The sequence below is a fragment of the Pacificoceanicola niger genome (assembly GCF_048553275.1).
Lineage (GTDB): Bacteria > Pseudomonadota > Alphaproteobacteria > Rhodobacterales > Rhodobacteraceae > Pacificoceanicola.
The window spans coordinates 71651-96619 of record NZ_JBLZMW010000008.1; the positions used below are offsets into that span (position 1 = coordinate 71651).

Genomic DNA, 24969 nt, shown 5'->3' on the forward strand with positions numbered 1-24969 from the left:
CCGCGCAAGCTGTGAAAAGACTGGCAACCAACACGACCCAAGCGAGCGATTCCCCGTGTCTGACACCCCACCCCCAGCACCGAGCCTCTACCAAGCACGCGAGCCGATCTTTCCCCGCCGCGTTTCGGGCAACTTCCGCAACATGAAGTGGGTCCTGCTCACGCTGATGCTGGGCGTTTACTATATAACCCCTTGGATTCGCTGGGATCGCGGTCCGGAACTGCCGGATCAGGCGGTGCTTCTGGACCTTGCCGGGCGCCGCTTCTTCTTTTTCTGGATCGAAATCTGGCCGCACGAATTCTACTTTGTTGCCGGGCTTTTGGTCATGGCGGGGCTTGGCCTTTTTCTCTTCACCTCGGCGCTAGGCCGGGTGTGGTGTGGATATGCCTGCCCACAGACCGTTTGGACCGACCTCTTCATCCTCGTCGAACGGTGGGTTGAAGGCGACCGCAACGCCCGCCTGCGCCTTCATCGCCAGAAAAACTGGGACGCCCACAAAATCCGCCTGCGCCTTACCAAATGGACGATCTGGTTCCTGATCGGGCTCGCCACCGGGGGCGCATGGGTTTTCTATTTCACCGACGCGCCGACGCTCGCCGTGGATCTGGTGACCGGTAACGCCCATCCTGTCGCCTATACGACGATGCTGATCCTGACCCTGACCACCTTTTTCTTCGGCGGCTTTGCCCGCGAGCAGATCTGCATCTATGCCTGCCCCTGGCCGCGTATTCAGGCCGCGATGATGGACGAAGACACCCTGACCATCGGCTATCGCGAATGGCGCGGTGAGCCGCGCGGAAAAGGCAAGGCCCGTGAGGGGCTTGGCGATTGCATCGACTGCAATGCCTGCGTCAACGTCTGTCCGATGGGTATCGACATCCGCGACGGCCAGCAGATGGCCTGCATCACCTGCGGGCTGTGCATCGACGCCTGCGATGATGTCATGGACAAGGTGGGCAAACCGCGCGGCCTCATCGATTATCTCGCCCTGTCGGATGAGACACGCGAACGCGCGGGCCACGAACCGCGCTCGGTCTGGAAACACATCTTCCGGCCGCGGGTGATCCTCTACACTACGCTATGGTCGCTTGTCGGGGTTGGCCTCGTCTTTGCCCTCTTCATCCGACCTGAGATCGAATTGACCGTCGCCCCGGTGCGCAATCCGACCTTCGTCACCCTGTCGGATGGCTCCATCCGCAACAGCTATGACGTGCGCCTTCTGAACAAGCACGGAGAGGATCGCCCGTTCCGGATCACCCTGAGCGGAAACGAATTCTTCCGGATCCAGCTGGAAGGCACCCCCTATGAAACGGTCACCGTGCCTGCCAACGAGACCTATTTGCAGAAGGTCTTTATCATTGCCCCACGCGGGTCCGAACCGGCAGAAAGCGAGCGTGAGGACGTCCGCGTCTGGGTCGAGGATCTGACCAACGGCGACCGCGCCTACAAGGATACCATCTTCAACGGAAGGGCCAACTGATGGCGAAGGCAAAAGAACGCAAACTGACAGGCTGGCACGTGCTGGGCATCTTCGGCGGGGCTTTCGGCGTGATCATCGCGGTGAACCTCGCGCTGGCTTACAACGCCGTAAAAACCTTTCCGGGGCTGGAGGTGGCGAACTCCTACGTCGCCAGCCAGACCTTCAACGATCGCAAGGCGGCGCAGGAATCCCTTGGCTGGGATATCAAGGCGACGCTGGATGATGGCATGCTGCTGCTCTCGATCACCGATGAGGCCGGGCGCCCGGTGCAGGCCGGAAAACTGGAAGCCAAGGTCGGCCGTCCAACCAACGTAAGCGATGACCTGAACCCGGATTTCAACTACAACGGCAGGGAATACGTCGCCTATGTCGATCTGCACCCGGGCAACTGGGACGTCTGGCTGAAGGCTGTTTCGCTTGACGGAATCCCGTTCGAGCAACGTCTGGAAATGACAATCGGAGGCTGAGATGACTGCGACAATGCGCCCCCCGGTGTCCGCCTGCCCGGCCTGCTCTGCCGCACCCGCCGCCGAAGCGCTGGCCGCGGCGCAGGCTCCGGCGGAGGCGCATATCGTCCTCTCCTTGCCGACGATCCACTGCGCCGCCTGCATGGCCTCGGTCGAGCGCGCATTGGCCACAGCGCCCGGAGTGCGCTCTTCGCGCGTCAATCTGACGATGAAGCGCGTGAGCATCGAAGCCGACCCGCAGGTGACCGCTGCCGACGTCATCCCGGTGGTCGAGGGTGCCGGATATGAGGCGCATGAGCTTGATTCCACGATGATTTCCGCCACGGCGACAGATCGCGCCGGGCGTGATCTGCTGATGCGACTGGCGGTGGCGGGCTTTGCCGCGATGAACGTGATGCTGCTTTCCATCGCCGTCTGGTCCGGCGCGGAGGGTGCGACGCGCGATCTGTTCCACTGGATTTCAGCGGCCATCGTTCTGCCCGCCGTTGCCTTCTCGGGGCAGCCCTTTTTCAAGAGCGCATGGACCGCGTTGAAGGCCCGGTCGCTGAACATGGATGTGCCGATCTCGCTGGCCATTCTGCTGGCCGTGGGCACCTCCCTTTGGGAGACGTCCCTGTCCGGCGAGCACGCCTATTTCGACGCGGCCATCGCGCTGACTTTCTTCCTGCTCACGGGCCGCTATCTGGACCATCGCACCCGCTCCGTGGCGCGTTCCGCCGCCGAGGAACTGGCCGCTCTGGAGGTGCCGCGCGCGTGGCGCGTCGTGGATGGGGCAGAGGAAAAAGTGTCGGTATCCGAGTTGGTTACGGGCGATATCCTGCGGATCAAACCCGGGGCCCGAATGCCCGTGGATGGCGTGATTGTCGACGGCACATCCGAGCTGGACCGCTCTCTTCTGACCGGCGAGACGCTGCCGGTTCTGGCCGAACCGGGCCGCACCGTCAGCGCCGGTGAAGTCAATCTGACCGGGCCTTTGCTGATCCGCGCCACAGCCGTGGGCCGCGACACCTCGCTGCATCGCATGGCCGATCTGGTCGCCGTCGCAGAGAGCGGGCGCTCGCGCTACACCTCAATCGCCGACAAGGCGGCGCGTCTCTATGCGCCCGGAGTTCATATCCTGTCGGCGTTAAGTTTTATCGGCTGGTGGCTGTGGTCGGGTGATTTGCGGGTCGCCGTCAACATTGCCGCAGCCGTGTTAATCATCACTTGCCCCTGCGCACTGGGCCTCGCCGTGCCCGCTGTCACCACCGCCGCGTCCGGCCGCCTGTTCCGGCGCGGATTGCTGATAAAGGACGCCACAGCGCTGGAGCGGCTGGCACAGGTCGACACGGTGGTGTTCGACAAGACCGGCACGCTGACGGCGGGCGCGCCGGAGCTGACCAACCTCAACGATTTCACCCGCCGCGACCTGGAAATTGCACTCGCGCTCGCCCAGGGCTCCGCCCATCCGCTGTCTCTCTCCTTGACCGCAGCCGCACGGGAGGCGGGCATCCTGCCGGCGGAAGTCACTGAAATCACGGAAGTTCCCGGGTTCGGGACCGAGGGCCTCTGGTGCGGGCAACGGGTGCGCCTTGGCCGGGCCGCCTGGGTCGGGGGAGGCAGCTCCAAGATGACCTCCGCCTGGCTTTCCATCGAAGGCGGCACGCCGCAACCCTTCACCTTCACCGACCGGCTGCGCGATGGCGCCGAAGCGGCAGTTGCAGCCCTGCAAGGCGCGGGAAAGCGGGTGATCGTCATGTCCGGCGACACCACCGCAGCGGTCGAGGCACTGGCCAGCCGGCTGAACATCCAGCACTGGCTTTCAGAGGCCCTGCCACAGGATAAAGCCGCACGGATTCAGTCCCTTACGGACGATGGTGCCAAAGTGCTGATGGTCGGAGACGGGCTGAACGACACCGCTGCGCTGACGGCCGCGCATGCCTCGATCTCTCCGGCGAGTGCGCTTGATGCGGCGCGGGTCGCGTCGGATATTGTGTTGCTAGGCAATAGCTTGGAGCCGATCCCGGAGGCGCTGGACACGGCGGAAAAATCCGTGCGGCGCATCCGGGAGAACTTCACCATCGCCAGCTGGTACAATGTCATTGCGGTGCCCTTGGCCATCGCTGGACTCTGCTCGCCGCTGATCGCGGCACTGGCGATGTCCGCGAGCTCAATCACCGTCTCTCTCAACGCCCTGCGCCTGAGGTAACACTATGAATATCCTGACATATCTTATACCGATCTCGCTGATCCTCGGCGGTGCCGGGCTCGCCTTTTTTGTTTTCACGATCAAGACAAACCAATACGACGACCCCGAAGGCGACGCCCGGCGCATTCTGTCGGGCGAGTATGACGACCACCCGAAACCCTGAGGCGTCCAGCGAGGGCGTGACGCGCTGGCCACGCGGCTCAGCGGCGTGTTTCGGCGCGTTAACCGGGGTGCAACACGCCGAAGTATTAATATGGCGCACGCAGGGTAACGGAGCGTACGCCGAAATCCTTAATCAAGATGCAGGGGGTCCTGCAGGGCTGCACCACAAGGCTGCCCCAGACATTCGCCCCTGCCCGGCTGCCGTTAACCAGAGTTTGGTACGATTCTCGGTCGATTTGGTACAAAACACAAGGCGCCAGCCAGAACGCCCGGCGGTTTCCGCCAAGATCATGGTTAACGCCCCAAAAAATCCAGCGCGTGGCACAGGTTCGAGGATCTGCGCCACACCATGCGTCTTTGGTCCTCGAAATACCTCGGGGGTGAGGCCGCAGGCCGAGGGGGCTGCGCCCCCTGTCCACGTCGGATCGCGCAAGCGATCCGAAACCCCTCAGCGCGCCGCGAGAATCATATCGGCCGCTTTCTCGGCAATCATGATCGTCGGCGAATTCGTATTGCCCGAGCAAATCGTCGGCATGACGCTGGCATCCACCACGCGCAGCCCGCCTACCCCCTTGAATCGCAGCGCCGCGTCCAATGGCGCATCCGCGTCGGTGCCCATGCGCACGGTGCTGACCGGGTGGAAGATCGTCGTGCCAATATCCCCTGCCGCCGCTGCGAGGTCTTCGTCCGTCTCGAAGGCGATCCCCGGTTTGACCTCTTCGGGCTGGTAGCGCGCCATTGGGGACTGCGCCATGATCCTGCGGGTCAGGCGGATGGCGCGGGCGGCCGTCATGCGGTCGCCCTCGGTCGACAGGTAATTCGGCGCAATGCGCGGCGCGTCGCGGTAGTCCGCCGAGGTCAGCGACACCGTTCCCCGGCTTTCGGGGCGCAGGTTGCAGACGGAGGCCGTGACAGCAGGGTAATCGTGCAGCGGCTCGCCGAAGGCTCCGAGCGAGAGCGGCTGCACGTGGTATTCGAGATCCGGCGTTTCCAGATCCGCGCGCGATTTGGCAAAGGCGCCGAGTTGCGAGGGCGCCATGGACATCGGCCCGCTGCGACGGAGCGCGTATTCCAGCCCGATCATCGCCTTGCCCCAAAGCGAATTGGCCATGGTGTTCAGCGTCTTTGCCCCGGTCAGGCGCCAGGAGCAGCGCAATTGCAGGTGATCCTGCAGGTTGGCGCCAACCCCGGGCGCATCGACGGCCACGGCGATGCCATGCTCTGCCAGCAGTGCGCCGGGTCCGATTCCCGACAGTTGCAGCAGATGCGGCGAGTTGATGGCCCCCGCCGAGAGGATCACGTCGCCGGAACAGCGGGCCTCGCGCGCCTCGCCTGCGCGGTCGTAGGCGACCCCTACGACTGTCCCGTTCTCGATGAGAAGGTGCTTGGCGTGGGCCTGGGTTTCAACCTTGAGGTTCTCCGTCTCACGCGTGCGCAGGAAGGCTTTTGCCGTGTTCATGCGCCAGCCGTTGCGTTGGTTCACGCGAAAATAGCCAACGCCCTCGTTGTTGCCGGTGTTGAAATCCGTGGTCTTCGGCAGGCCAGCCGCCTCGGCGGCGTCCATCCAATCGTCGAGCACGTCCCAGTGCAGGCGTTGATTCTCGACGCGCCACTCGCCGCCCGCGCCGTGCATTTCGGAGGGGCCGTCAACATAGTCTTCGGACTTCCTGAAATAGGGTAGAACGTCATCCCAGCCCCAGCCGGGCAGGCCCATCTGCCGCCAATGGTCATAATCCGCCGCCTGCCCGCGCAGGTAGAGCATTCCGTTGATCGACGAGCAGCCGCCGAGAACCTTGCCGCGCGGATAGAGCAGAGACCGCCCGTTCAGGCCCGGCTCTTCCGCCGTGCGGTAGCACCAGTCGGTTCGGGGATTGTTGATGCAATAGAGGTAGCCCATGGGAATATGGACCCAATGGTAGTTGTCCTGCCCGCCCGCTTCGAGCAGCAGCACCCGGCGGCCCGCATCGCTGAGCCGCTTGGCCAGCACGCAGCCCGCGCTGCCCGCCCCGATAATGATGTGATCCCAGCTCATCTTCACCCCCCGATTTTCCGTTCCGGCAGAATGGCCTAACCTCTTCGGCAGGACAACGGCAGGACGTCGCAATCTGCATCGGATTTCGGCGCAATCGGGCGTTTTGCGCGGGACCCTGCGCGCGGAGCGTCAGACCGGAAGCGCCGTCGTCTTGAACACCGTGCGCAGGGCAAAGGAGGATTGCATTTGCGCGACCCCGGGCAACCGCGTGAGGTATTGGCGGTGTATGCGGGCGAAATCCTCGGTGTCTTCGGCGACGACCTTGAGGATGTAATCCGCCGTTCCGGCCATCAGGTGGCATTCGAGCACATCCGGCACGCGGGAGACCGCCTTTTCGAAGGCGTCGAGCACATCGTCGGCCTGCGCCTGCAGCTTGATTTCGACGAAGACGGTGGTTGGAAAGCCCAGCTTGCGCGCATCGAGCAGACCGACGTAATCACGGATCACGCCGCTGGCCTCCAGCCGTTGCACCCGGCGGTGACAGGCGGAGGCAGACAGGTTGACGCGCTCCGAGAGGTCGGCGTTGGAGATGCGGCCCTCGCGCTGAAGCACGCGCAGGATACGGCGATCTGTCTCGTCAAGTTGCATTTTCGAAGATTCCTCCCGCGATGCGCGCAGATGTTCGAAGAAATCTTCGAAAGTGATCGCCGCAGCGCATCAAATTCACAAGCAAATTGCAAGCGAAATCAACGATGATCGGCGCCAAAGAAACAAGGAGGTTCCCCCAATGAAAATCGGCTGCCCGACAGAAATCAAACCCCAGGAATTCCGCGTTGGCCTGACACCCAATGCCGCACAGGAAGCGGTGCTGCATGGCCATGACGTCATCGTGCAGAAAGGCGCGGGCATTGGCGCGGGCTTTGCCGATGACGATTATGTCGCCGCCGGAGCGGTCATCATCGACACGGCAGAGGAGATCTTTGCCAGCGCCGACATGATCGTCAAGGTCAAGGAGCCGCAGGCCGCAGAGCGCAAGATGCTGCGCGAGGGCCAGTTGCTTTTCACCTATCTGCACCTCGCGCCCGATCCGGAGCAGACGAAGGATCTGCTGGCCTCCGGTTGCACGGCGATCGCCTATGAAACGGTGACGGATGCGCGCGGCGGCCTGCCGCTTCTGGCGCCGATGTCCGAGGTCGCCGGTCGGCTTGCGCCGCAGGTCGGTTCCTGGACGCTGCAGAAGGCCAATGGCGGTCGCGGCGTGCTGATGGGCGGCGTGCCGGGTGTTGGACCGGCGCGGGTTCTGGTGATCGGCGGCGGCGTCGTCGGCACCCATGCGGCGCGCATCGCGGCGGGCATGGGCGCGGAGGTCACGGTGCTCGACCGGTCGCTCGACCGTCTGCGGTATCTCGACGATGTCTTTGGCGGCGTCTTCCGCACCGGCTACTCCAGCGCGGGCCTTCTGGCCGAGCATCTGAGCCAGGCCGATATGGTCATCGGCGCGGTCCTCGTTCCCGGCGCGGCAGCGCCAAAGCTGGTCAAGCGGGCGGACTTTGCCACGATTAAGCCGGGCGCGGCGCTGGTCGATGTGGCCATCGACCAAGGCGGCTGCTTCGAGACCTCCAAGGCAACCACCCATGCCGATCCGGTCTATGAGGTGGACGGGATCATGCACTACTGCGTCGCCAACATGCCCGGCGCTGTCGCGCGGACCTCGACGATTGCGCTTGGCAACGCGACCATGCCCTTCATGCTGGCGCTTGCGGACAAGGGCTGGAAAAAGGCCTGTGCCGACGACAGGCACCTGCTGAATGGTCTGAACGTGCACGCAGGCCAGCTGACCTATGCCGCGGTCGGCGAGGCGCTTGGCATCGAAACCGTATCGCCCGCCTCCCTGGTCAGCTGAGGCCGAAAGAGCGATTTCACCGCGCTGACGCGCGTCGACCGGGGGCGGTGTCTGACGAAGCCGCCCCCGGTATCGTTGCGCCATCAAGATCCTCGGGGGAAGCCCCCGGACCACAGTCCTGTTTCGGTAAACAGTCGCCTGATCACAGAACGACGATGCCCGAGTGCTTGGCCTTGTGCTCCGGTTCGACGTGGATCGTGACCGTGCATTGGCTGATCTCCGTGCGCAGCGCCGCTTCGATACGGTCACAGATGTCGTGGGCGGCGTCGACGCTCATCTCTCCCGGAACGACGAGGTGAAATTCCACGAAGGTGGCGCTCCCTGCATGGCGGGCCTTCAGGTCATGGGCCTCGACCGCCCCATCGGCATTTTCGGCGATAACGCTGCGCATCGCTTCAAGGTCCGCCCCCGGCACGGACTCGTCCATCAGCCCGCCGATCGAAACGCGGATCACCTGCCAGCCGGACCACAGGATATTGGCCGCCACCAACGCCGCGAGCGCCGCGTCGAGCCAGAGCCAGCCGGTGGCCACGGCGAGCAGCACACCGATCGTCACCCCGACGGAGGAGACCACGTCCGAGAGCAGATGCCGGCCATCGGCCATGAGCGCGGGCGAGCGCAGCCTGCGCCCCTGCCGGAGCAGGACCCAGCACCACGCGCCATTGATCACGGAGGCAAGGATATTCACGCCGAGACCGGGCCAGACCTGGATGTCGGGAGGCGGGCTGGTGAAACCGGTCCAGGCGGCGCGCAGGATGAAGATGGCGGCGATGACGATCAGCACCCCTTCAAGCACGGCGCTGAAATACTCGGCCTTGTGGTGGCCGAAGGGGTGGCCCTCGTCCGGCGGGATGGAGGCGACATGGACGGCCCAGAGCGCAGCGATGGCGGTGGCGACGTTGACGATGCTTTCGAGCGCATCGGACATCAGCGCGATGGAGCCGGACAGCCACCACGCCAGCGCCTTGATCGCAAGCACGACCAAAGCGACAGCGACGCTTCCGTAGGCAAGTTTCAGGGCGTGGGTCATCGGCGCGTCCTTGGTGTGCGGCTGCGTGATAGCCCCATGCGCCGCGCGCGGCAACCACGCAGCACCCGCCCCTGCGCCGCTTTGCCCATGACCCTTTGAAAAGGCCCGCCGGTTGGGCGGGCCTTTGGCTGTGTGTTCTTGGTGTGGATTACTTGCGCAGCGAGTCGCGGATTTCCAGCAGCACGTCGAGCTCGGTCGGACCGGCGGGTTTCTCCTCGGCTGGCACGCCCTCTTCTTCGCGGATGGCGGTTTCCTTGATGCGGTTGACCATCTTGACCAGCATGAAGACGACGAAGGCGATGATCAGGAAATTGATGATCGCCATGACAAACCGGCCCACGGCAAAGATCGGGGCACCGGCCTCTTCGGCGGCCGTGATGGAGGCGTAATCACTGCCGTCGAGCGCGTAGAACCAGCCCGAAAAGTCAATCCCGCCGGTAAACAGCGCGATGATCGGGTTGATGATATCACCGACCAGCGACGTGACGATGGCCGTAAAGGCCGCGCCAATGATGATACCGACAGCCATGTCCATGACATTGCCTTTGGCGATGAAGTTCTTGAATTCCTGAAGCATGAGTCTTCCCACTGTCCACAAAAGCGGTGCATTGCCGCACATTGATCTTAACGTATCTGCGTCCATATCCTTCGGGAAATGCACGGGATACCAGTGGGAAAATGATTTCGGCTCTCCCCACTGGAGAAAAGGAACACGAAATGACCGCTTTGACCGACCACCCCATCACCCGGCGCTGGCCCGCGCAACACCCTGAGCGCATTCAGCTGTACAGCTTTCCGACGCCGAACGGCGTGAAAGTGGCGATCGCGCTGGAGGAGCTTGGATTGCCCTACGAGGCGCATCGCGTCACCCTGTCGGATGCGGACGTAAAGTCGTCTGAGTTTCTGAGCCTCAATCCGAACAACAAGATTCCGGCAATTCTCGATCCCGATGGACCAGGCGGCAAACCGCTTGGCCTGTTCGAGAGTGGCGCGATCCTGATCTATCTCGCGGAGAAGACCGGGAAACTGATCGGCACGGATGCGGCGAACCGGGCAGAGGTGCTCCAATGGCTGATGTTCCAGATGGGCGGCGTCGGGCCTATGTTCGGGCAGCTCGGGTTCTTCTGGAAGTTTGCGGGCAGCAAGATCGACGACCCGCTTCCCCGCGAGCGTTATGTCGGGGAGGCGAAGCGACTGCTGAGCGTGGTCGAAGGGGCGCTTGAAGGAAAGATATGGATCGCCGGTGACTATTCCATTGCGGATATTGCGCTGGCCCCGTGGTTGCGGGCCCTGGATTTTTATGGCGCGAAGGAGGTTGTCGGCTGGGACGAGCACCCCAATTGCGTGGCCTATATCACACGGTTCGAGGCCCGACCGGCGGTGCAGATCGGCCTGAACACACCGCCGCGCGAGGGTTGACCAGGAGCAGAACGGGCGACTTTGCCGCAGGCCGCATTGCGGATCAGCGCGGTCGTGCAGGCGGTTGCGGCAAAGTCACCTGATCATCGGAAAGCCCCGTCCCGCCAGCGGATCGCCCAAGGCCCACCACCATGGGCATAGCCGCTGATAAGCGGAGGCGTCGCATTCCGGTTCACGGTGACGCCACCGCCCAGAAAATCCGTCGTCAGGGCAAGCAGATTGCCCCGGCGCAGATAAATCCGCACCGTGCAGACCTGCATCCCGCAGAGCATGCTTCGGCCATACGGCGCGCTTCCGGTGCGGCATTCGATCATTTCATGCGCGATGAGCAGATCCTGCCGCCCGTCCGCGTCCAGATCCGCTTCGATCACCGTGCCCGGTGCCGCTGTTCCGCCCGCGCCGCCGCAGGCCTCCACGAGGTTCTGTCGCAGCAGGTACTGCGCCGCGTTGCTGGATTGGGCGGCTGCCGGCTGAGACAATGCGGCGGTCAGCAACAAGGCAAGAGAGACTGCGCGCATCACCCCGGCAGCTTCCCTGTCAGCACATAGGCGAGGATCTCCGCCACCTGCTGCGGTGTGCGGCACATGGCAAGCGCCGCGGCGTCGACCTCCTTGAGCGCGTGGTCATGCTCTGGCTGTTGCAAGATAATCAAGGACTTGCCCAGCGCCGCCGCAAAGCCGGCATCAAAGGCGGCGTTCCATTGCTTGTACTTTTCGCCAAAGCGCACCACGACCACATCGGCATCCTGAATGCCCTTGCGGGTGCGGATCGCGTTGACCATGGCGCCCTTGTGATCGTGCCAGTACTTGTCTGGCTCCTCGCCAAGGATCGCCACACCGCAGTCGTCGCTGGCTGCGTGATCGGTCACCGGCGCTGAAAAACTCAGGTCGAGCCCCTGCGATGCTTCGATGATCTGCTCGCGCCAATCGGTGTGTATCTCACCGGAAAGATAGACTGTCAGGCCCATGTCGTGCTCCTGTTACCAAGGTTTGCCGGGCAGCTCTGCCCGTTCGCCCGAACCATATGGCCCTGTGGCACAATGGCAAGGCCGGGTGCATTGACACATGTTCAGTCTTTACAGACGTGCTCCGAGCGGCATTGTATGCCGCCAGATTGACAGTATTGCGTGTGTGATTTCCCGAAGGTCGTCTTATGGACACTGTTCAGCTTCCGATTGGATTGATTGATGCCGTTTCGAATGCGGCCTCCGAGGAAGAGCTTTTTCAGGCCACCGCGGATTGGCTGCCCGTCGCGATGGCTTCAAGCCGGGCCACTATTGCCCGAAAACAGGGCAATTCCCTGTTTGTGAAGAGCCTTTCCAGTCGCAGCATTTTCGACACGGACCTTGTCTTGCCGCTCGACGGAAGTGGTTTTGCCTCAAAGGCTATCGCGCATGGAGGTCCGATGATGATCTCCGACCTGAGATTACAGGGCCTCCCGCTCCATAAGCCCTTGGTCGATGCGGGGTATCGGTCGCTGGCCCTGGCACCGTTGATGTCCGGGGATCTCTGCCTTGGCACGGTGAATGTCCTGCACAAGACACCCAACCATTTTTCGGAAAGCGACGGTGTGCGGCTGTCCTGCATTGCCCGCTGGATCGCATCCCGGCTCCGGGTTCTGGAACAGCTCGATGAAATCCGGCATCTGAGTCAGACCGATATGTTGACCGGGGCCGCCAACCGCCGGGCCTTTATCGAGCGCGCGGCGGATATGTATTGGGCGTTTCGAAATGGCGGCGCGCCGTTTTCGTTGCTGATGATCGACCTCGATCATTTCAAATCGGTCAATGACACCTATGGACACGCGGCAGGCGATGCGGTTCTGGCAAATCTGGCGGCGCAATTCCGGAGTGCCATCCGCAAGACCGATCTGCTGGCCCGGCTTGGCGGTGAGGAATTCGCGGTGCTGCTGGGAAACAGTGACGCGGCCGAAGCACGCAAGGTGGCCGAGCGCATCCGCACCGTCGCTGAGCAGCAAATCGTGGCCTATGGGGACGAGAGCCTGCGTGTGACGCTGAGCATTGGGATCACGGAAATCACCGGGCGCGACAGCAGCATTGACCGGCTGATGACCCGTGCCGACGAGGCGCTCTACAAGGCCAAGAAAGCCGGGCGCAACTGCGTGGTCCTGGCCGCCTGAACACGGGGCGGATATCGTCAAAAGGCCGGGCGTGTTTCCGCCCGGCCTTTGTTTTCACGATCCAAATACCGCGCCGCCGCGCGTCCGTCTGGCTTCAGCCGTCCTTGCGGATGGTTTCGTTCTTCGGGTCATAAGGGCTGTCGCAGGTGACGGTCGCGTCCCAGAGCTGGTCCATGATCTTGACCTTGAGCTTGGTGCCTTCGACCGCCTGCTCGGGCTTGACGTAGCCCATGCCGATCGACTTCTCGAAGGCCACGGAATAGCCGCCGGAGGTCAGACGGCCCACACGCTCGCCGTCTTCGGTGTAGAGCACCTCGCGGCCCCACGGATCGGCGTCTTCCGGTCCGTCAATCAGCAGGGTGCAGCACTTCACCCGCACGCCGGTCTCTTCCAGCTTGTCCTTGCCGTAGAAGTCCTTGCTGAGGTCGACAAAGCGCGGCAGGTCGGCCTCAAGCGGGGTCGCGTCACGGCCCAGTTCGTTGCCGAACGCCCGGTAGGATTTCTCCTGACGCAGCCAGTTCTGCGCCCGCGCGCCGACCAGTTTCATCCCATGCTTTTCGCCCGCTTTCTCAAGCAGATCAAAGAGATAGTTCTGCATTTCGATCGGGTGGTGAAGCTCCCAGCCCAGCTCGCCGGTGTAGGCGACGCGGATCGCATTGACCGGGCACATGCCCAGTTCGATCTGCCGCGCGGAGAGCCACGGGAATCGCTTGTTCGACAAGGCGGTGTCCGGATCGGCGTCCTTGATGACCTCCTTGAGCACGTCGCGCGACTTCGGCCCGGCGATGGCGAAGACGCCCCATTGTGTGGTCACGTCCTGCAGGTCGATGCGGCCGAACTCGGCTTCTTTGTCCTCGATGGCCTTCTTGAGATAGTCGGCGTCATATTCGGACCAGGCCCCGGCGGAGACGAGGTAATATTCGTCGTCCTTCAGGCGCACGATGGTATATTCCGTGCGCGTGGTGCCCATCGCGGTCAGCGCGTAGGTCAGGTTGATGCGGCCCACTTTCGGCAGTTTGTTGCAGGTGAACCAGTCTAGGAAAGCGGTTGCGCCCGCGCCTTTGACGATGTGCTTGGTAAAGGCAGTCGCGTCCACAAGGCCGACGCCGGTCCGGATGGCTTTCGCCTCTTCCACAGCGTGTTTCCACCAGCCGCCCCGGCGGAACGAACGCGCCTGTGCGTCAAAGTCCTCGGGCGCGTCGACGGGGCCGAAGTAGTTCGGGCGTTCCCAGCCATTGACCCAGCCGAATTGCGCACCGCGCGCGGCCTGACGATCATAAGCGGGCGAGCAGCGCAGAGGGCGGCAGGCCGGGCGCTCTTCGTCCGGGTGGTGCAGGATATAGACGTGGCTGTAGCATTCTTCGTTCTTGCGGGCCGCGAATTCGGTGGTCATCCAGTTGGACGAATACCGCTTGGGGTCGAGCGAGGCCATGTCGATCTCGGCCTCGCCGTTCACCATCATCTGGGCAAGGTAATAGCCGGTGCCGCCCGCGGCAGTGATCCCGAAGGAGAAGCCCTCGGCCAGCCACATGTTGCGCAGACCCGGTGCCGGACCGACCAGCGGGTTGCCGTCGGGCGTGTAGCAGATCGGGCCGTTGAAATCGTCCTTCAGGCCGCTCTCGGCGCAGGAGGGCACGCGCTCGGCCATGGCCATGTACTGCTCGGCGATACGGTCGAGGTCGAGCGGGAAGAGATCGGCACGGAAGCTGTCCGGAACGCCATATTCGAAGCGTGCGGGCGCGCCGTGTTCATAGATGCCGAGGATCCAGCCGCCGCGCTCCTCGCGGGCATAGGATTCATTGTCGGCGTCGCGCACGACCGGGTGCTCCGGGTTGCCCGCCTCGCGCCATTTGACCAGCTCGGGGTCCTTGTCCATGACGATGAAGGTGTGCTCGACCGGGATCGCGGGCATCTTGATGCCCAGGAGCTTCGCGGTGCGCTGTGCGTGGTTGCCCGACGCCGTGACGACGTGCTCGGCGGTGATCACCACCTGCTCGTCGCTCGCGACGAGGTTGCCGCCCTTCTCCACCATCTTGGTGCAAGTGACTTCCCAATGGGTGCCGGTCCAGTGGAAAGCATCCGCCTGCATCTTGCGCACGATCTCGACACCGCGCTGACGCGCGCCCTTGGCCATCGCCTGCGTGACGTCGGCGGGGTTAATGTAGCCGTCTTCGGTGTGGTAGATGGCGCCTTTGAGGTCACCGGTTTCGATCAGCGGCCAGCGTTCCTTGATCTCGTCCGGGGTCAGCCACTCGTAGGACACACCGCAGGTTTCTGCGGTGGAGGCATAGAGCCTGTACTCGTCCATGCGCTCCTGGGTCTGGGCCATGCGCAGGTTGCCGACGACCGCAAAACCCGCGTTGAGGCCGGTTTCCTCCTCCAGCGTCTTGTAGAAGTCCACGGAGTATTTGTGGATGTGGGTCGTCGCGTAGGACATGTTGAACAGCGGCAGCAGTCCCGCCGCATGCCATGTACTGCCCGACGTCAGCTCGTCACGCTCCAGAAGGACAACATCGTCCCATCCGGCTTTGGCGAGGTGATAGGCAATCGAGGTGCCGACGGCACCGCCGCCGACCACGAGGGCTTTGACGTGGGTTTTCATTGGGCAGGACTCCGCATGTTTCGAGGCTTCCATACCCTGTCGGACGGCCCGGACAAAGGGCCTGCCCGACCTGTCATTGTCGGAAAACGACGCCGCTCCGCCGAAGCGGAAAAACCGCTGTGATCAGGCGCTGCTGCCGGCTTCGGTCGCGGCGGTAAAATACGGCTGATCGTCGGTGCCATGTCCAACCGCGCCCGCACCGGGGAACATCCCGGCGGCAACACCATCGGCCGGATTCATTTCATGGGTTTCAGGATCGTGGCGATCATCGGTCAAACGGTTGCGGCACCCGGACAGCGGCACGAAATCAATGCCTGGCCCATGAACACAGCGGAGTTGCGGAACGGGATCACAGGTGAATTCCGGCCAATCCTGGCCATCAATCGAAACGCTCGCAAGGCAGGTATCGCCATCCGGGAAAGCCATGACAGAATCACCGGCTTCATCTGTGATATCGGCGTCGCCTTTTGTCAGCGTCGCCAAGAACGGGCCCTGCGCAGCGGGTGAAGCATTGTTGTTTCAGGTAATGAAGTGTGTTGGGGCAAGGCGCCCGTTCCGAAAATCCTTTCGACGCTGAATGGGAAAGAACACGAAGTGTCCTTGTTGGCGGCACAGTATTGGCAGCACATTCGTTGAATCATAGGCGGTATTCGCTCCCGGCTGTCGGCTGTCGGCCTGACAGTTCAGGCCTCAATCAACCCACGCGCAGTACCGTTTGCCGTTCTTGTTGAGACAGACCTCCTGCTGACCCGATCCCTTGGCGCGGGAGGCCATGCGCTCAAGCTCGCGGTCGATCTTGCGGCGGTCTTCGGCGGCCTGCAGTCTCGCCTCATTTTGCTTGCGTCGCAGCTCTGCCGTCAGATCGGTCTGCTTCTCGCTCGCCACCGCGTGCGGAATATCGACCAAAGTGCGCAGTCCGGCGAAGTCGATCTTTTTCAGCACCTGTCCGACCTCGGAGATCGCGGCATTGGTCATGGCCCGCAGCTCCAGTTCCTCGCTGATCATCCCTTCGAGCCAGTAGCCGCGACCGTGCAATTCGCGCGTCCAGTTGTTGGTGCGCAGCCGGTTGAAAGCGACGCCGCTGTAGGCCGCAGCCAACGTCCCCGTGGAAAAATCGTTGTCCATCTGCATGGCGACAAAGGACGCGAGACCGCCGGAATTCGTCGGGTCGATGAAACGCGCCTTCAGAACGAGGATCTTGTCCCCCTTGAGGTAGACAGCCGCGCGGCGAGCGGCGCGTTTGTCCCGTATTTCTGCGAGCGTATCCTGCGCTGCGCTGATCGCCCAGCCCACGCGGTCCTTCTCGATCGCCCGCTGGGTGTCGCTCGGCTCGCCTTGCCAGTTATGCTGCTCTTTCAGCGCAATTTCATAAGACGGCGCCCAATCAACGCGCTGCCATCCGGCGACGGAGTCGGGAAAATAGCTGTTGAGCGGACCGTCCCGCCGGGCTTCGAGCTGGGCACGGCGCGCCGCCGCCTTGCCGCGTTCCACGAAACTCTGGGTCCAGCCGGACAGGCCGAAATCAGATGTCGAAACGCCTGCGCGTATGGCCTGCTCATGGTAATCCATGAATGCAAAGCCGAAGAGGCCGATGATGATCGCGACAATTGAACCCGCGATATAATTGACAATCATACCATAGCCTGCACGGATCACGTCCATACCCCTTTCAACCGGTCACTGCGTCTGTTTCCGCAATAGAAACCGATAAAAAGGCAAGAGCACGGCACGGCTCCGGCAATTTGGCGCAAATTTTCGGAACATACAGAGCAATTCCCGGCCAGATCGCGCGCCACCGGGTGCCGTCACTATCACGCCAGTCGGGCCGTTTCAGCGGTTTTTTCCCGGACGATCGCGGCCAGCGCGGCCGGTGCGGACCTTGCCAGGATCGCGCCCCCTGCGGCCGCGGGGCGGCCAGATCGCGGGGCGTTGTCACTGTTTCGTGCTAACCGCATAATCTCCATTCCCAGCCCCCGCGAAAGGTGACAATGCTGTTCAGTTCGAGCCGCGCCGCTCCCCTGCGGCGGTTTCACGCTGATTCGGACAATTCCGGGCCTTTTCCCTTAGGGGGCACGGCCCTATAAGGGCACCCGGTCCGGACTTTGGGGAGTCGCGGACCCATCAGATTATGGGGCAGAGCTCGAATGTTTGGACTGGACAAGCTACTTGGCGCGTTTTCGTCAGATATGGCGATTGATCTCGGGACGGCGAACACGCTTGTCTACGTCAAGGGCCGGGGCGTGATCCTGTCCGAGCCTTCGGTTGTGGCCTACCACATCAAGGACGGCGTCAAGAAGGTGCTGGCCGTCGGTGAGGACGCCAAGCTGATGCTGGGCCGCACGCCCGGCAGCATCGAGGCAATCCGCCCGATGCGCGAAGGCGTGATCGCGGATTTCGACACCGCCGAGGCGATGATCAAGCACTTCATCCGCAAGGTTCACAAGCGCTCGACCTTCTCCAAACCGAAGATCATCGTCTGCGTCCCGCACGGCGCAACGCCGGTGGAGAAACGCGCAATTCGACAGTCGGTGCTGTCGGCGGGGGCACGCAAGGCGGGCCTGATCTCCGAGCCGATCGCGGCCGCCATCGGTGCCGGGATGCCGATCACCGATCCCACCGGCAACATGGTTGTCGATATCGGCGGCGGCACCACCGAGGTTGCGGTGCTGTCGCTGGGCGACATCGTTTATGCCCGCTCTGTGCGCGTCGGCGGCGACCGGATGGACGAGGCAATCATCAACTACCTGCGGCGTCAGCAGAACCTGCTGGTCGGGGAAAGCACGGCGGAACGGATCAAGACATCCATCGGCACGGCGCGGATGCCCGACGACGGACGCGGCTCCTCGATGCAGATTCGCGGACGGGACTTGCTGAACGGCGTGCCGAAAGAGACGGAAATCAGCCAGGCGCAGGTGGCCGAAGCGCTGTCCGAGCCGGTGCAGGCGATCTGCGAAGCGGTGATGACCGCGCTCGAAAGCACGCCGCCGGATCTCGCTGCGGACATCGTCGACCGGGGTGTGATGCTCACCGGGGGCGGTGCGCTTCTGGGCGATCTGGACCTTGCGCTGCGCGAGCAGACCGGCCTGGCCGTGTCGATTGCCGATGAGAGCCTGAATTGCGTGGCGCTGGGCACCGGCAAGGCGCTGGAATTCGAAAAACAGCTGCGCCACGCAATTGATTACGACAGCTGATGCCAGGCTCCGGGAGCCGGTTTCGGGACTGGCCCCCGCTTACCGGCACCCCGGCTGTACCGGGGCGCCCTGAGCCTGTAATCTGGGACAGAAGCTTGTCGGAGAGCCCATGGCCTATGACCGGAACAGCGACAATTTCACCACTCCGCTGAAGCGTCTGCTTTTCGCGGTTCTGGCGCTGTGTCTGCTGGCGATCTTTCTGGTCTGGCGCATCGACAGCCCGCGCGTGGAGCGGTTTCGCGCCCGCGTCGTCGATGCGGTGGTGCCAAGCATGGACTGGGCCATGGCTCCGGTCACCGGCGCGGTGAACATCCTGCGCGATTTCCAGAGCTACCAGCGCATTCACGAACAAAACCAGGAGCTGCGGCGCGAGTTGCGGCAAATGACGGCGTGGAAAGAGGCGGCGCTGCAGCTTGAGCAGGAGAATGCCCGGCTGCGCGATCTGAACAACGTACAGCTCGATCCGCGCCTGACCTATATCACCGGCGTGGTGCTGGCCGATTCCGGCTCGCCCTTCCGGCAATCGGTGCTGATCAACGTCGGCAGCCGCGACGGGATCGTCGATGGCTGGGCCACGATGGACGGGATCGGGCTTGTCGGGCGTATCAGCGGCGTCGGCAAACAGACCAGCCGGGTGATCCTGCTGACCGACACCACGAGCCGGATTCCCGTGGAAATCCAACCCTCTGGCCAACGCGCCATGGTTGCGGGCGACAACACGGCCGCGCCGCCCGTCGCCTTTGTCGAGGATCCGGACCAGATCCGTGCCGGGGACCGCATCGTCACCACCGGCGATGGCGAGGTTTTCCCGCCCGGCCTGCTTGTCGGGCAGATCGCCAAGGATCCGGGTGGACGCCTGCGGGCGCGGCTGGCCGCGGATTACGAACGGTTGGAATTTCTGCGGGTGCTGCGCGATCATGGCGCACGGCGGGTCGAAAGCCCCAGCGCGCTGATCCTGCCCGAGGCACTGCCCGACGCGGATACACCGGACTCACAAGCCGGGGGAGGCAACGATGGTTGAGCGCGGACCGGCCCACATCTGGGCGATGCGCGGCACCTATCTCGCGCTGGCCATGGTGGTGATCTTCCTGCATCTGCTGCCGCTTCAGACCATGCCGCGCCAATTCGCCGGGCCAGACCTGCTTGTAGCGTTGACCTTTGCCTGGGCGCTGCGGCGTCCGGATTACGTGCCGATGGTGCTGGTGGCCGGGGTAATGCTGCTGGCCGATCTGCTGTTCGGGCGTCCGCCGGGGCTCTGGGCGGCGCTGGTGCTGATCGCGACCGAATGGCTCAAACGCCGCGACCGGCGGATGCGGGACACCACCTTCGTGGCGGAATGGATCACCGTCGCCGTGGTGCTTGTGTTGCTGCAGATCGCTTATCGGCTCACTCTCGGGGTCTTGATTGTACCCGGCGGCGCGCTTTTCTTATCAGTGATGCAATGCGCCATGACCGTGCTTGTCTACCCGGCGGTCGTGGGCCTGAGCCATGTGATCCTGCGCGTGCGGCGCAGGGCACCGGGAGAACTTGATCCGATGGGACGGCGGACATGAGACGCACGCCACGCGAAACCGCAGACAGCGCGATGCGCATCACCCGCCGCGGGCTCATCCTCGGCGGCGGGCAGGTGGCCTTTGCCGGGCTTCTGGGGCTGCGCATGCGGCACATGCAGGTCGATCAGGCCGATGAATTCCGCCTGCTGGCCGAGGAAAACCGCATCAACATCCGACTGATCCCGCCATCGCGCGGGCGGATCTTTGACCGCAACGGCGCGGTGATCGCGGAAAATGAACCGACCTATCGCATCACCCTGGTGCGCGAGGATGCCGGGGACGTCGAAGAGGTGATCAAGCGGCTTTCGATGCTGGTCGAGCTGGACGAGGACGATCTGAACCGCGCGCAGGCGGAGATGAAGCGCACGCCGCCGTTCTTTCCCGTCACCGTGGCCGATCGCGTCAGCTGGAGCGACATCAGCCGGGTGGCGGTCAACGCGCCCGCCCTGCCCGGCATCGTGACCGAAGAGGGCTTCAGCCGGGTTTACCCGCAGCACGACACCTTTGCCCATGTGGTCGGCTATGTCGGGCCGGTGTCGGACCGGGATCTTGCGCGTTTCGAGGACCCGCCCCCCCTGCTGCGTATTCCGCGCTTTCAGATCGGCAAGGTCGGCGTCGAGGCCAAGTTCGAGGAAGAGCTGCGCGGCAATGCCGGGGCCAAACGCGTCGAGGTCAACGCTGTTGGACGGGTCATGCGCGAACTGGACCGCCGCGAGGGCGAGGCCGGGGCGGATCTGCAGCTGACCGTGGACAGCGATCTTCAGGAATACGTCAAGGCGCGGCTGGGCCATGAGAGCGCCAGCGTCGTGGTGATGGACCTGGAAAAGGGCGACCTGCTGGCCATCGCCTCGGCCCCTTCCTACGATCCGAACAAGTTCGTGCGCGGGATTTCCGTCGCCGATTACAGCGTGCTGCGTGACAACGATCACCGCCCGCTGGCCTCCAAGACGGTGCAGGACGCCTACCCGCCCGGCTCGACCTTCAAGATGGTCACCGCACTTGCGGCGATGGAAGCGGGCGTTGTCGGGCCGGAGGACACGGTCTGGTGTCCCGGTCACATGGAGGTCGGCAGCCGCCGCTTCCATTGCTGGAAACGGGTCGGCCATGGCCACATGAACCTTGAGACCGCGCTGCGCGAAAGCTGCGACGTGTATTTCTATGATCTCGCCCTGAAGGTCGGGATCGAGAACATCGCCGCCATGGGCCGCAGGCTCGGGCTCGGCGAGGCGCATAATCTGGAAATGTCCGCCGTGACCGCCGGGCTGATGCCGGACAAGCAGTGGAAGCTGCGCGAACGCGGCAGCGCCTGGGTGATCGGCGACAGTGTGAACGCCTCCATCGGTCAGGGCTTTGTCCTGACCTCGCCGCTGCAACTGGCGGTGATGGCGGCGCGCATCGCGACCGGCCGCGACATCTCGCCCCGGCTGGTCAAGAGCGCGAATGGCATCGAGACGCCCTCGCGCGGGGGGGTCTCGCTCGGGCTGAACGAAAACCATCTGCGTCAGGTGCGGCGCGGCATGTACGCGGTGAGCAACAACCGCCGTGGTACGGCCTACCGCTCGCGCATCATCGGCGAAGGCTACCGCATGGCGGGCAAGACCGGCACGGCGCAGGTGCTGAACCGCATCGTCAAGAACGATGCGCCATGGGAAGAACGCGACCACGCCCTGTTTGTCAATTTCGCCCCTTTCGATGCGCCGCAGATCGCCGTCTCCGTGGTGGTCGAACATGGCGGCGGGGGCTCGACGGCGGCGGCGCCGATCGCCCGCGACGTGACCCTGCAGGCGCTCTACAAGGGCGATCCGCCGCTTGACGCCTATCCGGCAGGGGTGCGCGGCACGATCGAAGAACAGAGGGCGCGGATGGCACGCGAACGCGAGGAACGCGAAGCGCAGCGGAACAGCCGCGCATGACCTATCTTGAGTATTCCGTCAAAACCGTCCCGACCGGTTGGCGCAAGATCCTGCATCTGAACTGGCCTCTGGTGGTGCTGCTGACCGCGGTGGCGAGTGTCGGGTTTCTGATGCTTTATTCGGTGGCAGGCGGCAGCTTCTCCCCCTGGGCCGAACCCCAGATGAAGCGCTATGCCCTTGGGCTGACGGCGATGTTCATGGTCGCCATGGTGCCGATCTGGTTGTGGCGCAACCTCGCGCTTCTGGCCTATCTCGGGGCGCTGTTCCTGCTTTTGCTGGTCGAGTTCTTTGGCTCTGTCGGCATGGGCGCGCAGCGCTGGATCGATCTCGGCTTCATGCGCCTGCAGCCATCCGAGCTGATGAAGATCACGCTGGTGATGTTCCTCGCCGCCTATTACGACTGGCTGCCGCTGAACAAGACGTCGCGGCCGCTCTGGGTGCTGCTGCCGGTGATCATCATCCTGGTACCGACCTTTCTGACGCTGATGCAGCCGGACCTCGGCACCGCCATCCTGCTGACCGTGGGTGGCGGGCTGATGATGTTCCTTGCCGGCGTACATTGGGCCTATTTCGCCACTGTCATCGCGGCCGGGGTCGGCGGCATCTGGGCGGTGTTCGAGAGCCGGGGCACCGACTGGCAGCTGCTGAAGGAATACCAGTTCAAGCGCATCGACACCTTCCTTGATCCCTCCACCGATCCGCTCGGCGCGGGCTATCACATCACCCAGGCCAAGATCGCCATGGGCTCCGGCGGCTGGACCGGGCGCGGCTTCATGCAGGGCACGCAATCCCGGCTCAACTTCCTGCCGGAAAAGCACACGGACTTCATCTTCAACACGCTGGCCGAGGAATTCGGCTTTATCGGCGGGTTTTCGTTGCTGGCGCTCTATGTGCTTGTGCTGCTCTTCTGCATCGTCTCCGCGATCCAGAACAAGGACCGATTCAGCTCCCTGCTGACGCTTGGCATTGCGCTGACCTTTTTCCTGTTCTTTGCGGTCAACATGTCCATGGTCATGGGGCTTGCACCGGTGGTAGGGGTTCCTTTACCGCTTGTGAGTTATGGCGGCTCTGCGATGTTGGTGCTGATGATTGCATTCGGTCTCGTGCAGAGCGCGCACATCCACAGGCCGAGATAAGACAAAAGGCTTCTCGATGACTGTACAGATCCTCTTCGCTGCCCCCTCTGAACAGTGGGCGGACTACGAAGCACCGTTGACCGACGCCCTGAAAGCCACGGGGATGGACTATGCCCTGGCCACCGACCTGCCCCCGGGCACGGTGGATTACATGGTCTATGCGCCGGATTCCGCTGTGCAGGATTTTACCCCCTACACCCGTCTCAAGGCGGTCCTGAACCTCTGGGCCGGGGTGGAAAAGGTCGTTTTCAACCCGACCTTGACCGCGCCGCTGACCCGGATGGTCGATGAAGAGGGGCTGACGCAGGGTATGGTGGAATGGGTGACGGGGCATGTGCTGCGCCATCACCTCGGCATGGACCGCCACATCGTGAACCCCGGCAATCTCTGGGACCATGAGGCACCGCCGCTGGCGCCGGAGCGGCCGGTGACGATCCTCGGCATGGGCGCGCTTGGCAAGGCCTGCGCACGGACCTTGCGGCATTTGGGCTTTCCGGTCACCGGCTGGAGCCGCAGTGAGAAACGCATTGCCAACGTCAACTGCGTGCATGGCGAAGCCGGGCTGGCGCAGGCGCTGCGCGGTGCCCAGATCCTCGTTCTTCTGTTGCCGGAGACGCGCGAGACAGAGAACATCCTCAGCGGCCCGGCGCTGTCGCTGCTGGAGCGCGGCGCGGTGGTGATCAACCCCGGACGCGGCCCGCTGATCGACGATGCGGCGCTGCTGGCCGCGCTGGACAGCGGTCACATCAGCCATGCGACGCTGGATGTTTTCCGGGTCGAGCCGCTGCCCAAGGACGATCCATACTGGACCCACCCCAAGGTCACCATCACCCCGCATGTGGCCTCCGAAACGCGGCCAGCCTCCGCCGCACGGGTGATTGCCGAGAACATTCGCCGCAAAGAGGCCGGTCTGCCGCTCATGCACCTCGTTGATCGGCTGGTCGGGTACTGAATCCTGGACTGACGCGCAATTAACCCCGAAAACCGGTTCCCACTTTTCGGATTGCGCGCGGGCATCGCAGTTTGACGCGCAATTTGGCCCGAAAACCGGTTCCCACTTTTCGGATTGCGCTCTAAAGCGGTCTGGACCATCTGATCAGGAGGCCTGCCATGCCGTTCGACCGTTCCATCAAGATCGCCCCGTCGATCCTCTCCGCCGATTTTGCCAACTTCGGACAAGAGATCCGCGCCATCGAGGCGCAGGGCGCCGATTGGGTTCATGTCGATGTCATGGACGGGCATTTCGTCCCGAACCTGACCTTCGGCCCGCCCGCCGTCAAAGCGTTCCGTCCGCACGTCAAGACCTTCATGGACGTGCACCTGATGATCGCGCCGGTCGATCCCTATATCGACGCCTACGCCGAGGCCGGGGCCGATATGCTGACTGCCCACATCGAGGCAGGCCCGCACATCCACCGCACGCTGCAGGCCATTCGCGGCGCGGGGATGAAGGCGGGCGTCGCGCTCAATCCCGGAACCCCGGCCGAGGCGGTGCGCGATGTGCTGGATCTTGCGGATATGGTGCTGGTGATGACGGTCAATCCCGGTTTTGGCGGGCAGAAGTTCATCGACATGACCGCCAAGGTCCGCGCCGTGCGCGAGATGATCGGCGATCGCGAGATCCACATACAGATCGACGGCGGCGTCGATCCGGTGACCGCGCCTCTGGTCGCAGCGGCCGGGGCGGATGTGCTTGTCGCGGGATCGGCGGTGTTCCGGGGCGGATCTGTGGACAAACCCGAGGTCTACGGCGCCAACATGACGGCCATCCGCGACGCCATCGCGGCGGCCTGAACACGCAAGCCGCCCGACCC

At 63.5% G+C, this 24969-nt stretch carries 23 protein-coding genes; 14 read left to right on the top strand and 9 right to left on the bottom strand.

What is annotated here, in order from left to right:
• The first annotated feature begins 55 nt into the window (after positions 1-55).
• From ccoG to ccoS, 4 genes are read left to right on the top strand one after another with little or no spacing between them, the layout of a single operon-like run.
• Positions 56-1480 carry a cytochrome c oxidase accessory protein CcoG gene (ccoG, locus tag ACN2XU_RS11855; RefSeq protein ID WP_419410655.1) on the top strand — a complete coding sequence of 475 codons (1425 nt, stop codon included), beginning with the start codon at positions 56-58 and terminating at the stop codon, positions 1478-1480.
• Positions 1480-1947, top strand: a complete 468-nt coding sequence (locus ACN2XU_RS11860; protein WP_419410656.1) for a FixH family protein — start codon at positions 1480-1482, stop codon at positions 1945-1947. Before ccoG ends, ACN2XU_RS11860 begins: the two co-directional genes overlap by 1 nt.
• A 1-nt stretch (position 1948) precedes the next feature.
• Positions 1949-4135 (top strand): heavy metal translocating P-type ATPase, encoded by a 2187-nt coding sequence (locus ACN2XU_RS11865; RefSeq protein ID WP_419410657.1) that lies wholly within the window; start codon positions 1949-1951, stop codon positions 4133-4135.
• 4 nt (positions 4136-4139) lie between these two features.
• A complete protein-coding gene (gene ccoS / locus ACN2XU_RS11870) occupies positions 4140-4298 on the top strand; it encodes a cbb3-type cytochrome oxidase assembly protein CcoS (RefSeq protein ID WP_419410658.1) in 159 nt (52 codons plus the stop codon).
• Between the two features lie 447 nt (positions 4299-4745).
• Here the strand turns inward: ccoS and ACN2XU_RS11875 are convergent, their stop codons facing one another.
• Together ACN2XU_RS11875 and ACN2XU_RS11880 are read right to left on the bottom strand one after the other, a co-directional pair.
• Positions 4746-6329: a GMC family oxidoreductase gene (locus tag ACN2XU_RS11875; protein WP_419410659.1), complete on the bottom strand. Its 1584-nt coding sequence runs from the start codon at positions 6327-6329 to the stop codon at positions 4746-4748.
• A gap of 129 nt (positions 6330-6458) precedes the next feature.
• Positions 6459-6917, bottom strand: a complete 459-nt coding sequence (locus tag ACN2XU_RS11880) for an Lrp/AsnC family transcriptional regulator (RefSeq protein ID WP_419410660.1) — start codon at positions 6915-6917, stop codon at positions 6459-6461.
• A gap of 139 nt (positions 6918-7056) precedes the next feature.
• On the opposite strand from ACN2XU_RS11880, the gene ald reads away from it, so the two are divergent.
• Complete coding sequence (gene ald, locus ACN2XU_RS11885) at positions 7057-8172, top strand: alanine dehydrogenase (protein ID WP_419410661.1); 1116 nt, start codon at positions 7057-7059, stop codon at positions 8170-8172.
• Between the two features lie 142 nt (positions 8173-8314).
• Here ald and ACN2XU_RS11890 read toward each other — a convergent pair whose 3' ends face one another.
• Together ACN2XU_RS11890 and mscL are read right to left on the bottom strand one after the other, a co-directional pair.
• Entirely contained in the window at positions 8315-9202 is an 888-nt protein-coding gene (locus ACN2XU_RS11890) for a cation diffusion facilitator family transporter (protein ID WP_419410662.1), read from the bottom strand.
• Positions 9203-9350: 148 nt separating this feature from the next.
• Positions 9351-9779 carry a large conductance mechanosensitive channel protein MscL gene (gene mscL / locus ACN2XU_RS11895; protein WP_419410663.1) on the bottom strand — a complete coding sequence of 143 codons (429 nt, stop codon included), beginning with the start codon at positions 9777-9779 and terminating at the stop codon, positions 9351-9353.
• Positions 9780-9919: 140 nt separating this feature from the next.
• Between mscL and ACN2XU_RS11900 the strand changes: the two genes are divergently transcribed.
• Positions 9920-10621 carry a glutathione S-transferase family protein gene (locus ACN2XU_RS11900; protein ID WP_419410664.1) on the top strand — a complete coding sequence of 234 codons (702 nt, stop codon included), beginning with the start codon at positions 9920-9922 and terminating at the stop codon, positions 10619-10621.
• Positions 10622-10704: 83 nt separating this feature from the next.
• Here ACN2XU_RS11900 and ACN2XU_RS11905 read toward each other — a convergent pair whose 3' ends face one another.
• Positions 10705-11139 carry a hypothetical protein gene (locus tag ACN2XU_RS11905; protein ID WP_419410665.1) on the bottom strand — a complete coding sequence of 145 codons (435 nt, stop codon included), beginning with the start codon at positions 11137-11139 and terminating at the stop codon, positions 10705-10707.
• Positions 11139-11588 carry a YtoQ family protein gene (locus ACN2XU_RS11910; protein WP_419410666.1) on the bottom strand — a complete coding sequence of 150 codons (450 nt, stop codon included), beginning with the start codon at positions 11586-11588 and terminating at the stop codon, positions 11139-11141. The genes ACN2XU_RS11905 and ACN2XU_RS11910 overlap by 1 nt, the downstream gene beginning before the upstream one ends.
• Positions 11589-11773: 185 nt before the next feature.
• Between ACN2XU_RS11910 and ACN2XU_RS11915 the strand changes: the two genes are divergently transcribed.
• A complete protein-coding gene (locus ACN2XU_RS11915) occupies positions 11774-12760 on the top strand; it encodes a sensor domain-containing diguanylate cyclase (protein WP_419410667.1) in 987 nt (328 codons plus the stop codon).
• Positions 12761-12854: 94 nt separating this feature from the next.
• Here the strand turns inward: ACN2XU_RS11915 and ACN2XU_RS11920 are convergent, their stop codons facing one another.
• From ACN2XU_RS11920 to ACN2XU_RS11930, 3 genes are all read right to left on the bottom strand, one after another.
• A complete protein-coding gene (locus ACN2XU_RS11920; RefSeq protein ID WP_419410668.1) occupies positions 12855-15362 on the bottom strand; it encodes a GcvT family protein in 2508 nt (835 codons plus the stop codon).
• A gap of 123 nt (positions 15363-15485) precedes the next feature.
• Positions 15486-15845, bottom strand: a complete 360-nt coding sequence (locus ACN2XU_RS11925) for a hypothetical protein (RefSeq protein ID WP_419410669.1) — start codon at positions 15843-15845, stop codon at positions 15486-15488.
• Positions 15846-16052: 207 nt separating this feature from the next.
• The gene (locus ACN2XU_RS11930) at positions 16053-17024 is read right to left on the bottom strand and encodes a hypothetical protein (RefSeq protein ID WP_419410670.1); all 972 of its coding nucleotides are present in this window, start codon (positions 17022-17024) and stop codon (positions 16053-16055) included.
• A 482-nt stretch (positions 17025-17506) separates the two neighbouring features.
• Between ACN2XU_RS11930 and ACN2XU_RS11935 the strand changes: the two genes are divergently transcribed.
• The 7 genes from ACN2XU_RS11935 to rpe all read left to right on the top strand — a co-directional run bounded on the left by ACN2XU_RS11935 (position 17507) and on the right by rpe (position 24949).
• Positions 17507-18553, top strand: coding sequence for a rod shape-determining protein (locus ACN2XU_RS11935; RefSeq protein ID WP_419410671.1), 1047 nt, complete (start codon positions 17507-17509; stop codon positions 18551-18553).
• A 109-nt stretch (positions 18554-18662) separates the two neighbouring features.
• Positions 18663-19574 (top strand): rod shape-determining protein MreC, encoded by a 912-nt coding sequence (gene mreC / locus ACN2XU_RS11940; protein ID WP_419410672.1) that lies wholly within the window; start codon positions 18663-18665, stop codon positions 19572-19574.
• Positions 19567-20106, top strand: coding sequence for a rod shape-determining protein MreD (locus ACN2XU_RS11945; protein WP_419410673.1), 540 nt, complete (start codon positions 19567-19569; stop codon positions 20104-20106). The genes mreC and ACN2XU_RS11945 overlap by 8 nt, the downstream gene beginning before the upstream one ends.
• Positions 20103-22019, top strand: coding sequence for a penicillin-binding protein 2 (mrdA, locus tag ACN2XU_RS11950; protein ID WP_419410674.1), 1917 nt, complete (start codon positions 20103-20105; stop codon positions 22017-22019). Before ACN2XU_RS11945 ends, mrdA begins: the two co-directional genes overlap by 4 nt.
• On the top strand, positions 22016-23155 hold the full coding sequence (gene rodA / locus ACN2XU_RS11955; protein ID WP_419410675.1) for a rod shape-determining protein RodA: 1140 nt from the start codon (positions 22016-22018) through the stop codon (positions 23153-23155). The genes mrdA and rodA overlap by 4 nt, the downstream gene beginning before the upstream one ends.
• Positions 23156-23171: 16 nt before the next feature.
• Positions 23172-24107: a 2-hydroxyacid dehydrogenase gene (locus ACN2XU_RS11960; RefSeq protein WP_419410676.1), complete on the top strand. Its 936-nt coding sequence runs from the start codon at positions 23172-23174 to the stop codon at positions 24105-24107.
• Positions 24108-24265: 158 nt separating this feature from the next.
• Complete coding sequence (gene rpe, locus ACN2XU_RS11965; RefSeq protein ID WP_419410677.1) at positions 24266-24949, top strand: ribulose-phosphate 3-epimerase; 684 nt, start codon at positions 24266-24268, stop codon at positions 24947-24949.
• Positions 24950-24969 lie beyond the last annotated feature (20 nt).

Bases quoted from the DNA above. Each gene is read 5' to 3' on its own strand.
- ACN2XU_RS11860 (WP_419410656.1), top strand. From the start codon at position 1,480: ATGGCGAAGGCAAAAGAACGCAAACTGACAGGCTGGCACGTGCTGGGC.
- ACN2XU_RS11865 (WP_419410657.1), top strand. From the start codon at position 1,949: ATGACTGCGACAATGCGCCCCCCGGTGTCCGCCTGCCCGGCCTGCTCT.
- ccoS (WP_419410658.1), top strand. From the start codon at position 4,140: ATGAATATCCTGACATATCTTATACCGATCTCGCTGATCCTCGGCGGT.
- ACN2XU_RS11875 (WP_419410659.1), bottom strand. From the start codon at position 6,329: ATGAGCTGGGATCACATCATTATCGGGGCGGGCAGCGCGGGCTGCGTG.
- ACN2XU_RS11880 (WP_419410660.1), bottom strand. From the start codon at position 6,917: ATGCAACTTGACGAGACAGATCGCCGTATCCTGCGCGTGCTTCAGCGC.
- ald (WP_419410661.1), top strand. From the start codon at position 7,057: ATGAAAATCGGCTGCCCGACAGAAATCAAACCCCAGGAATTCCGCGTT.
- ACN2XU_RS11890 (WP_419410662.1), bottom strand. From the start codon at position 9,202: ATGACCCACGCCCTGAAACTTGCCTACGGAAGCGTCGCTGTCGCTTTG.
- mscL (WP_419410663.1), bottom strand. From the start codon at position 9,779: ATGCTTCAGGAATTCAAGAACTTCATCGCCAAAGGCAATGTCATGGAC.
- ACN2XU_RS11900 (WP_419410664.1), top strand. From the start codon at position 9,920: ATGACCGCTTTGACCGACCACCCCATCACCCGGCGCTGGCCCGCGCAA.
- ACN2XU_RS11905 (WP_419410665.1), bottom strand. From the start codon at position 11,139: ATGCGCGCAGTCTCTCTTGCCTTGTTGCTGACCGCCGCATTGTCTCAG.
- ACN2XU_RS11910 (WP_419410666.1), bottom strand. From the start codon at position 11,588: ATGGGCCTGACAGTCTATCTTTCCGGTGAGATACACACCGATTGGCGC.
- ACN2XU_RS11915 (WP_419410667.1), top strand. From the start codon at position 11,774: ATGGACACTGTTCAGCTTCCGATTGGATTGATTGATGCCGTTTCGAAT.
- ACN2XU_RS11920 (WP_419410668.1), bottom strand. From the start codon at position 15,362: ATGAAAACCCACGTCAAAGCCCTCGTGGTCGGCGGCGGTGCCGTCGGC.
- ACN2XU_RS11930 (WP_419410670.1), bottom strand. From the start codon at position 17,024: ATGGACGTGATCCGTGCAGGCTATGGTATGATTGTCAATTATATCGCG.
- ACN2XU_RS11935 (WP_419410671.1), top strand. From the start codon at position 17,507: ATGTTTGGACTGGACAAGCTACTTGGCGCGTTTTCGTCAGATATGGCG.
- mreC (WP_419410672.1), top strand. From the start codon at position 18,663: ATGGCCTATGACCGGAACAGCGACAATTTCACCACTCCGCTGAAGCGT.
- ACN2XU_RS11945 (WP_419410673.1), top strand. From the start codon at position 19,567: ATGGTTGAGCGCGGACCGGCCCACATCTGGGCGATGCGCGGCACCTAT.
- mrdA (WP_419410674.1), top strand. From the start codon at position 20,103: ATGAGACGCACGCCACGCGAAACCGCAGACAGCGCGATGCGCATCACC.
- rodA (WP_419410675.1), top strand. From the start codon at position 22,016: ATGACCTATCTTGAGTATTCCGTCAAAACCGTCCCGACCGGTTGGCGC.
- ACN2XU_RS11960 (WP_419410676.1), top strand. From the start codon at position 23,172: ATGACTGTACAGATCCTCTTCGCTGCCCCCTCTGAACAGTGGGCGGAC.
- rpe (WP_419410677.1), top strand. From the start codon at position 24,266: ATGCCGTTCGACCGTTCCATCAAGATCGCCCCGTCGATCCTCTCCGCC.